Here is a 12490-nt window from a genome sequence, read left to right as displayed (position 1 = left end):
CAGTTGCCAACAAGCGTTGACCAACAGTCGTTGGCAAACGGTCGTGGGCACCCTGGAGGCACGCCATGAGCACCGCGGAGACACCGAAGAGCGCCAAGACCACCGACCCGACCGACACCCAGGTCCTCGTCATCGGCGCCGGCCCCACCGGCCTGCTCCTCGCCGGCGACCTCGCCACCGCCGGCGTCGACGTCACCCTCGTCGAGCGCCGCCCGCACGGCCTCGCCAACATGACCCGCGCCTTCGGCGTCCACGCCCGCACCCTGGAGCAGCTCGACGCCCGCGGACTCGCGGACGAGCTCGTCGCCACCGGCACGACCCTCGCCACCGCACGGCTCTTCGGCCGGCTCGACCTCGACCTCACCCGACTGCCCAGCCGCTTCAACCACCTGCTCGTCACCCCGCAGTACGAGGTCGAGCGCCTCCTCGAACGCCGGGCCGTGGCCGCCGGGGTCACCTTCCGGTACGGCACGGAGCTGCGCGGCCTGCGCCAGGACACCGACACGGTGACAGCGGACCTCACCGACCCCGACGGAACCCCCCTCACCCTCACCGCCCGCCACCTGGTCGGCACGGACGGCGTCCGCAGCGCCGTCCGCACCGCCCTGGGCCTGCCCTTCCCCGGCGGATCCGTGATCCGGTCCCTGGTCCTCGCCGACGTCCGCCTCACGGAGGAGCCCGCCGACGCGTTCAGCGTCAACGGCTCCGGCGACACCTTCGCCTTCCTCGCCCCCTTCGGCGACGGCTGGTACCGGGTGATGGGCTGGAGCCGCACCCGCCAGGTACCCGACACCGAACCCGTCGACCTGGACGAGGTCCGCGAGATCACCCGCCGCGCACTCGGCACCGACCTCGGCATGCACGACCCCCGCTGGATCTCCCGCTTCCACAGCGACGAGCGCCAGGTCCCCTCCTACCGCGTGGGCCGGGTCTTCCTCGCCGGCGACGCCGCCCACGTCCACTCCCCCGCCGGCGGCCAGGGCATGAACACCGGCCTCCAGGACGCCGCCAACCTCTCCTGGAAACTCACCGCCGTCCTGCGCGGCGACGCACCCGCCCCCGAAACCCTCCTCGACAGCTACCAGTCCGAGCGCCACCCCGTCGGCGCCGCCGTGCTCCGCACCAGCGGCGCACTCGTGCGCCTCGCGATGGCCCACACCCCGCCCACCCGCGCCGCCCGCTCCCTCGCCGCCCGACTCCTGAGCGCACTACGGCCCGCCTCCGCCCGCGCCATGGGCATGATCAGCGGACTCGGTATCGCGTACGCGCCCCCGGCGGGCTCCAAACGCCCCGCGGGCCGCCGCGCACCGGATGCGCGGCTGCGCGAAGGCCGTCTCTACGAACTGCTGCGAGCGGGCGAGTTCCTACTGATCACCCCGCGGGACGGCGTCCCGGCCGCCCTGCCCCCGACCGCGCCGGTCTCCCCCGAGCACCTCGTACGAGCCACCTGGACGGACCCGACGCGAACGACCGCGGTACTGGTCCGCCCCGACGGCTACATCCACTGGACCAGCAACTGAACCCGACCGCCCCCCACACGGACAGCACCGGACGACGCCGACAGCCCCTCAGAAGACGTAAGGATCACCGGTGGCGAACACAAGAACCCGATGCTGATCGTTCCGCGGATTCCGGTCGGCCACCCCGTCCCGCCAGGCGGTGGTGACCTCCACCGTCAGCTCGTCCGGAAGACCCGCCGTCCGCAGGTCGAGCGCCAGCTCACCGGCACCCCCCGCGGCCGGCAGCTCACCCGTGCGGCACGAGACCACCCGGTCACTGCTCCACAGACAGGCCTCCGGCAGCTCCTGGCCACCCGCCATCGGCACGGAGAACGCGAGCCGGACCGTCGCCTGGGAGAGATCCGTGGGACCGAAGTTCTCACTGACCAGCCAGACCCCGACCCTCCCGTCCCAGAGAGAGACATGACCGTGATGGGACAGATCCGCCTCGGGCCCCACCACCGGCCCCACGGCACCGGCACTCGCGCCCGCACCCATCACCACCGCGGCCGCGAGAGCGACCCCGAGCACACCCTTTCGCAATCCATACATAAGGCCAAAATAACCACAGATCATCCGATCCTCTGACAACTCATCAGTCAGCGTGTCCCTCCCGCACAGGCCACCCCCCACACGCACCGCGCCCTCCGAGATCGGCGCCGCCTATCCTGGCCGGGCGATCGACGTAATCGACCATCTGCGCGAGGAGCACGACGTCATGACTGCCCCCGGTACCCCCATCGCCGTCATCACCGGAGCGAGCAGCGGAATCGGCGCCGCCACGGCCAGGCAGCTCGCCGCCGCCGGCTACCGCGTGGTCCTCACCGCCCGGCGCAAGGACCGCATCGAAGAACTGGCCGCCGAGATCAACGAGGCCGGCCACCAGGCCGCCGCCTACGCCCTCGACGTCACCGACCGCGCCGCCGTCGACGAGTTCGCCACGGCCTTCCAGACCCTCGCCGTCCTGATCAACAACGCCGGCGGCGCCCTCGGCGCCGACCCCGTCGCCACCGGCGACCCGGCCGACTGGCGCCAGATGTACGAGGTCAACGTCATCGGCACCCTGAACATGACCCAGGCCCTGCTCCCGGCCCTCACCGCGAGCGGCGACGGCACCGTCGTCGTCCTCTCCTCGACCGCCGGCCACTCCACCTACGAGGGCGGCGCCGGCTACGTCGTCGCGAAGAACGGCGCCCGCGTCCTCGCCGAGACCCTCCGCCTGGAGATCGTCGGCACCCCGGTCCGCGTCATCGAGATCGCCCCCGGCATGGTCAAGACGGACGAGTTCGCCACCACCCGCTTCCGCGGCGACACCGAGAAGGCCGCCAAGGTCTACGCCGGCGTGGCCGAACCCCTCACCGCGGACGACGTGGCCGACACCATCACCTGGGCCTGCACCCGCCCCCCGCACGTCAACATCGACCTCCTGGTCGTCCGCCCCCGCGCCCAGGCCTCCAACACCAAGGTCCACCGCGAGCTCTGACAACACGGCGACACGTGCGGGTGAACCACCTGGATCACCCGCACGACGCCCGCACTCCCGCTCTAGCGTCGAAGACAACTCCATACAGAACGGCCCTCGGCCGGGATTGCAGTCCCGACCGAGGGCCTCACCAGAAGGAAGAGACGACTTCCCATGGCTGAACAGGACCCTACCGCGCAGGCTCTCTTCGACTTGAGCGCCCTCACGCCGAGGTTCATGGACCTCCAGGACCCCGAGTACGCCTACATGTTCGGCTTCCTGCAGGCCGACGGGCACCTGGCTCGCGGGACCGGCCAGAAAGGCAAGCTGACCGCCGAGATCAACGTGCGGGACATCCAGATCCTCCGCGAGTTCCAGCGCTTGACCCCGTACTACAGCTCCGTGAGGGAGCGGGTACGCACCACCAACTTCGCCGAGCAGGCCCACTCGGCCACATGGACCCTGTGCGCACTCGAGGCCAGGACCATCATCAACGACCTCGGAATCCCCTACGGCAAGAAGTCGCGAGTCATCCGGCCACCCCGCTTCGAATTCTCCCGGCCGGACTATCTCCGCGGCGTCATCGATGCCGACGGATCGCTCGGCTGGACCGCCGAGGGCATCCCCTTCCTCTCCTTCACATCAGCCAGCACGGCCCTGGCCGTGTACCTGTGCCACTACGCGAAGAAGGTCACGGGCGCCGAGCGCATCGCCCGGCGCAATGCCCGTGACCAGGTCTACGTCATCACGTACTACAAGGAGCAGGCCCAGCGGCTCGCCGAGCACCTCTACTACCCCGGCTGCCTCGCCTTGGACCACAAGAAAGCCAACGCGGCATCGATCCAGACGTGGGTGCGCCCAGCAGACATGAGGTTCGCACCCCCTCGTCGGCGCTGGACCGAGACCGACGACCGCGAACTGCTGCGGCTCAACGACCCCGCCGCCGCAGCCATCGCACTCGACCGTACCGAGCAGAGCTGCTCGATGCGCCTGTGGCGGCTGCGTACCGGTCGGACCTCGACGCCTGCCCAGTAGCCGAGCACAGGGGAGCACAGACGGGGTGCCGCAGTTGCGGCACCCCGTTCCGGTTGCGCTCTCAGCCCTTCACACAGACGACCTGCTTCAGCTGCGCGACCACCTCGACCAGGTCCCGCTGCTGCTCCATCACCCGCTCGATCGACTTGTACGCGCCCGGGATCTCATCCACGACGCCGGAGTCCTTACGGCACTCCACGCCCCGAGTCTGCTCCTCCAGGTCGCGCGTCGAGAAGCGCCGCTTCGCCTCACTCCGGCTCATCCGCCGGCCGGCACCGTGCGACGCCGAGTTGAAGGCCGCCTCGTTGCCGAGCCCCTTCACGATGAACGAGCTGGTGCCCATGGAACCCGGGATGATTCCGAGTTCCCCGGAGCCGGCCCGGATCGCACCCTTCCGCGTGACCAGCAGGTCCATGCCCTCGTATCGCTCCTCCGCCACGTAGTTGTGATGGCAGGAGATCACCTGGTCGAAGGTCACCTTCGCCTTGCGGAACTCCCGACGAAGGACCTCTTGAAAGAGCGCCATCATGACGGCCCGGTTGTACTTCGCGTACTCCTGAGCCCAGTGGAGGTCGTTCCGATAGGCCGCCATCTGTGGGGTGTCAGCGACGAATACCGCGAGGTCCCTGTCCACCAAGCCCTGATTGTGCGGCAGCTTCTGCGCCTCGCCGATGTGGTACTCGGCAAGCTCCTTGCCGATGTTGCGCGATCCGGAGTGAAGAACGAGCCACACCCCGCCCTGCATATCTATGCATACTTCTGCATAATGATTCCCTCCGCCGAGCGTCCCCATCTGCAGAGCAGCCCGCTCGCGACGGAACTTGACGGCGTCGGCCACCCCGTCGAACCGCGACCAGAAGTCGTCCCAGCCCGACGTCGGGAACTGGTAGAGCCGCCCCGGGTCCACCTCCGACCGGTGCAGACCCCGGCCCACCGGAATCGCCTGCTCGATCTTCGAGCGGAGCCTCGACAGGTCACCCGGCAGGTCGTTCGCCGTCAGCGAGGACTTGACCGCCGACATGCCGCAGCCGATGTCCACACCGACCGCCGCGGGGCAGACCGCGCCCTGCATCGCGATCACCGAACCGACCGTCGCACCCTTGCCGTAATGCACGTCCGGCATCACGGCGAGGCCCTTGATCCACGGCAGCGTCGCCACGTTCTGCAGCTGCTGCATGGCACCGCCCTCCACCGTGGCGGGGTCGGCCCACATCCGAATGGGCACTTTCGCCCCGGGCACCTCTACGTACGACATACTCCCTCGATTCCCCCGAAAAGTCTGATAACGCAAAAACCGGCGCCAAAGCCCGTACAGGTGACAGCGGACCGGCATCAACAGCTGCGTGTGCGATAGACATTGTGTCCATCGGCCGGGTTCGCGCGGCAAACAGTTTTCGGGAAAGACCTCGGGAGAAGGGAGCCTGGGAGCGTGCAGCGAAAGAGGTACACCCCCGGCCGCACCGGGTCCACGGCACGCACCGCCGTCGTCCTCACACTCGGCCTCGGCCTCGGAATCGGCCTCACCGGCTGCTCGTCCGGCACCCCGGCCGACGACATCGCCGTCGACGCCAAGGCCGGCCCCGCCGTGCCCGCCGCACCGCCGGGCCGCTACCGCACGCTCTTCGAGCCCTGCGGTGCCGTCCCCCAGGCGACGCTCAAGGACCTGCTCCCGGGCGCCGCCGCCCTCGCCGACGCCGAGCGCGACAAGGCGTACCGCGGCGTCGCGTCCGTGACGTACGACACCGACCGGCGGGTCGGCTGCACGTGGAAGGCCGACACCCCGGACATCTCGCACCGGCTGACGCTCGACATCGAGCGGGTGGTCTCGTACGACACCGCCGTCAGCGACGACGACCGGGCGCAGGAGGTGTACGTCCGCAAGCAGCTCGCGGCGGGCATTCCGCTGCCGCCGACCGCGCCGCCGACCACCGCCCCGCCCGCGACGACGACGCCGTCGGTCACGGCGCCGCCCCCGGGCACCCCCTCGACGGACCGGCCCCCGGGGACGACCCAGGGCGCGGCGTCGCCGGACGGCACGAGCGCGGGCGCCACGACGGCGGGTGCCACCCAGGCCGGCGACGCGGCCGACGCCCCGTCGGGCAAGCCGCCTGCCGGCACCACCCCGCCCTCCTCCGGAGCCACCGCCTCGGGCCCTTCCCCGACCGGCCTCGAACCCCGCGTGCTCGACGGTCTCGGGAACGTCGCGTATCTCGACGACGCCCTGAGCACGGTCGGCGCTAACGGTCATCAGCGTGCCGTCAGCGTGGTGTTCCGCACATCCAACGTCATCGTGACCGTCTCCTACCGGGAGCAGACGACCGGCTCCGCCGAGGCCCCCGACAGCATGGAACTGCAGGAAAAGGCCCGGAACCTGGCCCGGCTGCTCGCCGAGCGCCTGGAGGAGTAGCCGCTCGCATCCGCTCCGTGAGCGGAGGGACACCACGTAACGTGTCGGCGTACCGGCCGGACCGTACGACAAGCGACTGAAGGAACCATGCAGCGAACAGCCCCGCGACTCACCCGCATACTCGCCTGCGCCGCCGTCCCGGTGATGCTCGTCGTCGCAGGCTGCTCCTCGGACTCCGGCGGCAGTGGCTCGGGGGCGTCGGGCTCGAAGGACAAGGGGGCCCCGTCGGCCTCCGCCACTCCCTCGCCGTCGCAGACGACGAAGACGGTCGAGCCGGCGAAGTTCGCGAAGCTGCCGGAGGCGTGCAAGGCGGTCGTCGCGAAGACGACGTCCTCGCTCGTGCCGAAGGCGAAGACGAAGAACGGCACGCCGGCCGTCTCCAGTGACCTCGGGAGCCGCACCGGCTGCTCGTGGAACGGCCTGGACGACAAGGGCGTGAAGGGCTCGCAGTACCGCTGGCTGGACGTGTCCTTCTACCGGTACGAGTCGGACGCCGCGCTCGGCAGCGGCCAGGAGCGCGCGCAGGAGAACCTGGCGAAGGAGCTCGCCAAGATCGAGGAGACTCCGGGCGCGAAGAAGCTCAGCACCAATACGGCCACGGGCATCGGCGACGAGGCGAAGTCCGTCGCGTACCGGCTGCGCAAGACGAACGAGGACTTCGTCTACGGCTCCGTCGTGGCGCGTACGGGCAATGTGCTGGTGCTGCTCTCGTACAACGGCGCCGGGTACGCGGGTGCGGACACCCCGTCGGACAAGACGATCATGAGTGGCGCGGTGAAGGCGGCCAAGGAGGCTGTCGCCGCGGTCGCCGCCGCCAACAAGTAGACGCGAATGAAGGCCGACAACTAGGCGCAAAACGGCGCAGAGTGGCGTGTCGATGCGGAGCCCGTCCCTCCCCCGGGGGCCGGGCTTCGTGCACATGTGCCAGTCTGTGCGCGCGAGATGTCGATTGACGGGGAGGGGATCGCGGGTGGCCGCGATGCAGCTGACACGCACACACCGGATACTCATCGGCCTCGTCATCGCCGGTGCGCTGATCATCGCGGGGATCGGCTTCGCGGGTTCGTACGCCGCCGTGCGCGAGCTCGCCGTGCAGAAGGGCTTCGGCACCTTCTCGTACTTCTTCCCGATCGGCATCGACGCGGGCATCTGTGTGCTGCTCGCTCTGGATCTGCTGCTGACATGGCTGCGGATCCCGTTCCCGCTGCTGCGGCAGACCGCGTGGGTGCTGACGGCGGCGACGATCGCGTTCAACGGCGCGGCCGCCTGGCCCGACCCGCTGGGTGTCGGGATGCACGCCGTGATCCCGATCCTGTTCGTCGTGGCGGTCGAGGCCGCGCGGCACGCGGTGGGCCGGATCGCGGACATCACCGCGGACAAGCACATGGAGGGCGTGCGGCTGACCCGCTGGCTGCTCTCCCCGGTGCCGACGTTCCGGCTGTGGCGCCGGATGAAGCTGTGGGAGCTCCGCTCCTACGAGCAGGTGATCAAGCTGGAGCAGGAGCGGCTGATCTACCAGGCGCGTCTTCAGGCCCGTTTCGGCCGGAGCTGGCGCCGCAAGGCGCCGGTGGAGGCGCTGATGCCGCTGCGTCTGGCGCGGTACGGGGTGCCGCTCGCGGAGACGGCGGCCGCGGGTCTCGCGGCGGCCGGCATCGAGCCGGCCGTGCTGCCGCCGCAGCCGCAGGGCACGTCGCCGCTGCTGCCTCAGCAGCCTCAGCCGCTTCAGGCGGCCCAGCAGTCCCAGCCGGTGCAGCTCGCGCCCGCGCCGCAGCCGCTTCCGGACGCGGCGGAGGATGCCGAGGGCAGCCCGTGGTTCGCGGGCCAGGCGCGGCCGGACGGCTACCAGGGCTCGTACAACCCCCAGATCGTCGACGGCCTCGAGCCGATCCCGGTGCCGGTGCCGCTCGGCCCGGAGGACGTTCCCGCGCCGGGGCCGGAGGAGTTCGTCGAGTACCCGGAGTACGTGGAGGAGCAGCCGGAACCGCAGGAGGTCGAGGAGTTCCGCGAGGTCGTCTACAAGCAGACCTGGGCGTATGCGGTGGAGAACGACCGCTTCCCGGAGACCCAGGAGCTCGAACGGCTGGTGGCCGATCACTACGGCGTCGAGCAGCTCCGCAATCCCGAGCTGCTCCACCGGATGATCCCCGAGGTCCAGCAGCAGATCCAGCAGGACATGCAGGAGTACCGCACTCCCTGACGGCACCGGAGACGGGAGACCGTTCGGGAGACCGATCCCTGACCGCACGGGAGTACGTGAAAGGGCCGCCACCCGGCATCCGGGTGGCGGCCCTTCCCCGTACTCAGCTCACCGGCGTGCTCACGCGCCGAGCAGCTTCCTCACCCGGTCCGCGCCCACGGCGAGCAGCAGCGTGGGCAGTCGCGGCCCGGTCTCGCGGCTGACGAGGAGCTTGTAGAGCAGGGCGAAGAACGCGCGCTGCGCGAGCTTCAGCTCGGGCGTCGGCTTGGCCTCGGCGTCGAGACCGGCCATGACCTTCGGGACGCCGTAGACGAGGGTGGTGAGCCCGTCGAGCGACCAGTGGCTGTCGAGGCCCTCCAGGAGCAGGCGGAGCGACTCGCGGCCCTCGTCGTCCAGGGAGCCGAGGAGCTCGGTGTCGGGCTCCTCGCGGACGATGGTGCGCTGGTCGGCGGGGACCTGGTTGGTGATCCAGTTCTCGGCGCGGTCGAGGCGCGGCCGGACCTCGTCGAGGGAGGCGACCGGGTTCTCGGGGTCGAGTTCGGTCAGGATCCGCAGGGTCTGCTCGTCGTGGCCGGCGGTGATGTCCATGACCGAGGCGAGCGTGCGGTACGGGAGCGGGCGCGGGGTGCGCGGGAGCTCACCGGCGGCCGTGCGGGCGGCGCGGGTGTGGGCGGCGGCGTCTGCGGGCAGCACGCTGCCGTCGGCGACCTTGGCCTCCAGCTTGTCCCACTCGTCGTAGAGCCGCTGGATCTCCTGGTCGAAGGCGATCTTGAAGGACTGGTTGGGGCGGCGGCGGGCGTACAGCCAGCGCAGCAGCGGAGCTTCCATGATCTTCAGCGCGTCGGCGGCGGTCGGGACGCCACCGCGCGAGGAGGACATCTTGGCCATGCCGCTGATGCCGACGAAGGCGTACATCGGTCCGATGGGCTGGACGCCGTCGAAGATGTCGCGGACGATCTGGCCGCCGACGACGAAGGACGAGCCGGGCGAGGAGTGGTCGACGCCGGAGGGCTCGAAGATGACGCCCTCGTAGGCCCAGCGCATCGGCCAGTCGACCTTCCAGACCAGCTTGCCGCGGTTGAACTCGCTGAGCTTCACCGTCTCGGCGAAGCCGCAGTTGGTGCAGGTGTAGGCGAGCTCGGTGGTGTCGTCGTCGTACGAGGTGACCGTGGTCAGGTCCTTCTCGCACTGCCCGCAGTACGGCTTGTACGGGAAGTAGCCCGAGGAGCCGCCGGAGCCGTCGTCCTCGCTCGCCGCGCCGGAGCCCTCCTCGGCCTCCAGCTCGGCCTCGTCGAGGGCCTTCTGCGACTGCTTCTTCGGGGCCTTCTTCGTCCGGTACTGGTCGAGGATGGCGTCGATGTCGCCGCGGTGCTTCATGGCGTGCAGGATCTGCTCGCGGTAGGTGCCCGCGGTGTACTGCTCGGTCTGGCTGATCGGGTCGTACTCGACGCCGAGCTCGGCCAGCGACTCGACCATGGCCGCCTTGAAGTGCTCGGCCCAGTTGGGGTGCGGCGAGCCGGCGGGGGCGGGGACCGAGGTCAGGGGCTTGCCGATGTGTTCGGCCCAGGACGCGTCGATGCCCTCGATGCCGTTCGGCACCTTGCGGTAGCGGTCGTAGTCGTCCCAGGAGATCAGGTGCCTGACCTCGTGCCCGCGGCGGCGGATCTCGTCGGCGACCAGGTGCGGGGTCATGACCTCGCGGAGGTTGCCCAGGTGGATCGGGCCGGAGGGGGAGAGGCCGGAGGCGACGACGACCGGTTTGCCAGGCGCACGTCGCTCCGACTCGGCGATGACCTCGTCCGCGAAACGGGAGACCCAGTCGGTCTCGGTGCTGCTCTGAGCCACGGTCGGTACGTCCTTCTTCCTGGGTGGGGTTCTGCCTGAGGGCGCTACGTGAGCCATTCTCCCAGACGGAAGAGTGCTCCTCGAGGTTGTCCACAGGCGGACACGGGCCGCGTCCCGTGGTTGTCCACAGGCGGGGAAATCACGTTGCGCTCCCATGGGACACTTGACAAGCGATTTAGACGCACAGAACTCCCCGAACTCAACAGGAACGGAAGCTCATGGCCTCGGTCCCTTCCCTCGCTTCGACCGTGCAGCAGCGCCTCGCGGACGGCCTCTCGGCAGCTCTGCCGGACGCCGCGTCCGCCGACCCGCTGCTGCGACGAAGCGACCGGGCCGACTTCCAGGCCAACGGCATCCTGGCGCTCGCCAAGCAGCTCAAGGGCAACCCGCGTGAGCTGGCCACCCGGGTCGTCGCCGCGATCCCGGAGAACGACGTCCTGAAGGAGATCGAGGTCTCGGGCCCCGGCTTCCTGAACATCACGGTCACGGACGCGGCGATCGTGCGGACCCTCGCGGCCCGCGCCGCCGACGCCAGGCTCGGCGTGCCGTTCAACGAGTCGGCGGGCACGACGGTCATCGACTACGCCCAGCCGAACGTGGCGAAGGAGATGCACGTCGGTCACCTGCGCTCCGCCGTGATCGGCGCCGCGATGGTCGAGATCCTCGAGTTCACGGGCGAGACCGTGGTCCGTCGTCACCACATCGGCGACTGGGGCACCCAGTTCGGCATGCTCATCCAGTACCTGATCGAGCACCCGCACGAGCTGGACCACAAGGCCGAGGACGGCGCCGAGGTCTCCGGTGAGGAGGCCATGTCGAACCTGAACCGGCTGTACAAGGCCTCGCGTGCGCTCTTCGACTCCGACGAGGAGTTCAAGACGAGGGCCCGCGCGCGCGTCGTCGACCTGCAGGCCGGCGACGAGCAGACCCTCGCCCTCTGGCAGCGGTTCGTCGACGAGTCGAAGATCTACTTCTACTCGGTCTTCGACAAGCTCGACATGGACATCCGGGACGGCGACGTCGTCGGCGAGTCCGGCTACAACGACATGCTGGTGGAGACCTGCCGCATCCTCGAGGACTCGGGCGTCGCCGTCCGCTCCGAGGGCGCGCTGTGCGTGTTCTTCGACGACGTGAAGGGTCCGGACGGCAACCCGACCCCGCTGATCGTCCAGAAGTCCGACGGCGGCTTCGGGTACGCGGCGACGGACCTGTCCGCGATCCGCGACCGCGTGCAGAACCTGAAGGCGACGACCCTGCTGTACGTGGTCGACGCCCGTCAGTCGCTGCACTTCAAGATGGTCTTCGAGACGGCCCGCCGGGCCGGCTGGCTGAACGAGGACGTGAAGGCCGTCCAGCTGGCCTTCGGCACGGTCCTCGGCAAGGACGGCAAGCCGTTCAAGACCCGTGAGGGCGAGACGGTCAGGCTGGTGGACCTGCTGGACGAGGCGGTGGACCGGGCGACGTCGGTCGTGCGCGAGAAGGCGGACGACTACCTCGCGAAGACCGGCGAGACGCTCCTGACCGAGTCGGAGATCGTCGAGAACGGCCAGTACGTGGGCATCGGCGCGGTGAAGTACGCCGACCTGTCGACGTCGGCCGCGCGTGACTACAAGTTCGACCTGGACCAGATGGTCTCGCTGAACGGCGACACCTCGGTGTACCTGCAGTACGCGTACGCGCGGGTCAGGTCGATCTTCGGGAAGGCCGGCGACCGCACCCCGCTCGCCCACCCGGAGCTGGAGCTGGCCCCGGCCGAGCGCGCGCTCGGTCTGCACCTGGACCAGTTCGGCGAGGTGATCTCCGAGACGGCCGCGGAGCACGCCCCGCACAAGCTGGCCGCGTACCTGTACCAGCTGGCGTCGCTGTTCACGACGTTCTACTCGGAGTGCCCGGTCATCAAGCCGGCGCCGGCGCAGGACGTCGCGGAGAACCGCCTCTTCCTCTCCGACCTGACCGCCCGCACCCTGCACCAGGGCATGGCGCTGCTCGGCATCAGGACGCCCGAGCGCCTCTGACGGTCCCGGAGCGACATCCGCCCACGGAGC

10 protein-coding genes are annotated in these 12490 nt (G+C 69.9%); 7 read left to right on the top strand and 3 right to left on the bottom strand.

What is annotated here, in order from left to right; translation table 11 throughout:
* The first annotated feature begins 65 nt into the window (after positions 1-65).
* Positions 66-1520, top strand: a complete 1455-nt coding sequence (locus ACZ4XX_RS25980) for an FAD-dependent monooxygenase (protein WP_468510271.1) — start codon at positions 66-68, stop codon at positions 1518-1520.
* Positions 1521-1568: 48 nt separating this feature from the next.
* Here the strand turns inward: ACZ4XX_RS25980 and ACZ4XX_RS25975 are convergent, their stop codons facing one another.
* Positions 1569-2051 (bottom strand): hypothetical protein, encoded by a 483-nt coding sequence (locus ACZ4XX_RS25975; RefSeq protein WP_468510270.1) that lies wholly within the window; start codon positions 2049-2051, stop codon positions 1569-1571.
* 166 nt (positions 2052-2217) lie between these two features.
* Here ACZ4XX_RS25975 and ACZ4XX_RS25970 point away from each other — a divergent pair, with 166 nt between their 5' ends.
* Positions 2218-2982, top strand: a complete 765-nt coding sequence (locus ACZ4XX_RS25970) for an SDR family NAD(P)-dependent oxidoreductase (protein WP_468510269.1) — start codon at positions 2218-2220, stop codon at positions 2980-2982.
* A gap of 153 nt (positions 2983-3135) precedes the next feature.
* Positions 3136-3996 carry an LAGLIDADG family homing endonuclease gene (locus tag ACZ4XX_RS25965; protein WP_468510268.1) on the top strand — a complete coding sequence of 287 codons (861 nt, stop codon included), beginning with the start codon at positions 3136-3138 and terminating at the stop codon, positions 3994-3996.
* A gap of 61 nt (positions 3997-4057) precedes the next feature.
* Here ACZ4XX_RS25965 and ACZ4XX_RS25960 read toward each other — a convergent pair whose 3' ends face one another.
* Positions 4058-5251, bottom strand: coding sequence for an RtcB family protein (locus ACZ4XX_RS25960; protein WP_468510321.1), 1194 nt, complete (start codon positions 5249-5251; stop codon positions 4058-4060).
* Between the two features lie 174 nt (positions 5252-5425).
* Here ACZ4XX_RS25960 and ACZ4XX_RS25955 point away from each other — a divergent pair, with 174 nt between their 5' ends.
* The 3 genes from ACZ4XX_RS25955 to ACZ4XX_RS25945 all read left to right on the top strand — a co-directional run bounded on the left by ACZ4XX_RS25955 (position 5426) and on the right by ACZ4XX_RS25945 (position 8600).
* Positions 5426-6403, top strand: a complete 978-nt coding sequence (locus tag ACZ4XX_RS25955; protein ID WP_468510267.1) for a DUF3558 domain-containing protein — start codon at positions 5426-5428, stop codon at positions 6401-6403.
* 87 nt (positions 6404-6490) lie between these two features.
* The gene (locus ACZ4XX_RS25950; protein ID WP_468510266.1) at positions 6491-7228 is read left to right on the top strand and encodes a DUF3558 domain-containing protein; all 738 of its coding nucleotides are present in this window, start codon (positions 6491-6493) and stop codon (positions 7226-7228) included.
* A gap of 145 nt (positions 7229-7373) precedes the next feature.
* The gene (locus ACZ4XX_RS25945; RefSeq protein ID WP_468510265.1) at positions 7374-8600 is read left to right on the top strand and encodes a DUF2637 domain-containing protein; all 1227 of its coding nucleotides are present in this window, start codon (positions 7374-7376) and stop codon (positions 8598-8600) included.
* A 120-nt stretch (positions 8601-8720) separates the two neighbouring features.
* Here ACZ4XX_RS25945 and lysS read toward each other — a convergent pair whose 3' ends face one another.
* Positions 8721-10502 (bottom strand): lysine--tRNA ligase, encoded by a 1782-nt coding sequence (gene lysS, locus ACZ4XX_RS25940; RefSeq protein WP_468510264.1) that lies wholly within the window; start codon positions 10500-10502, stop codon positions 8721-8723.
* A gap of 161 nt (positions 10503-10663) precedes the next feature.
* Between lysS and argS the strand changes: the two genes are divergently transcribed.
* On the top strand, positions 10664-12460 hold the full coding sequence (gene argS / locus ACZ4XX_RS25935; RefSeq protein ID WP_468510263.1) for an arginine--tRNA ligase: 1797 nt from the start codon (positions 10664-10666) through the stop codon (positions 12458-12460).
* The last annotated feature ends 30 nt before the right edge of the window (positions 12461-12490 follow it).

This window comes from Streptomyces sp. NPDC029956 (genome assembly GCF_055574655.1).
Note: the sequence above shows the minus strand (reverse complement) of the source record. Positions and strands in the feature narration are given on the sequence as shown.

Coding starts and splice junctions, on each gene's coding strand:
- ACZ4XX_RS25965 (WP_468510268.1), top strand. CDS start 3,136: ATGGCTGAACAGGACCCTACCGCGCAGGCTCTCTTCGACTTGAGCGCC.
- ACZ4XX_RS25950 (WP_468510266.1), top strand. CDS start 6,491: ATGCAGCGAACAGCCCCGCGACTCACCCGCATACTCGCCTGCGCCGCC.
- argS (WP_468510263.1), top strand. CDS start 10,664: ATGGCCTCGGTCCCTTCCCTCGCTTCGACCGTGCAGCAGCGCCTCGCG.
- ACZ4XX_RS25960 (WP_468510321.1), bottom strand. CDS start 5,251: ATGTCGTACGTAGAGGTGCCCGGGGCGAAAGTGCCCATTCGGATGTGG.
- lysS (WP_468510264.1), bottom strand. CDS start 10,502: ATGGCTCACGTAGCGCCCTCAGGCAGAACCCCACCCAGGAAGAAGGAC.
- ACZ4XX_RS25975 (WP_468510270.1), bottom strand. CDS start 2,051: ATGTATGGATTGCGAAAGGGTGTGCTCGGGGTCGCTCTCGCGGCCGCG.
- ACZ4XX_RS25970 (WP_468510269.1), top strand. CDS start 2,218: ATGACTGCCCCCGGTACCCCCATCGCCGTCATCACCGGAGCGAGCAGC.
- ACZ4XX_RS25980 (WP_468510271.1), top strand. CDS start 66: ATGAGCACCGCGGAGACACCGAAGAGCGCCAAGACCACCGACCCGACC.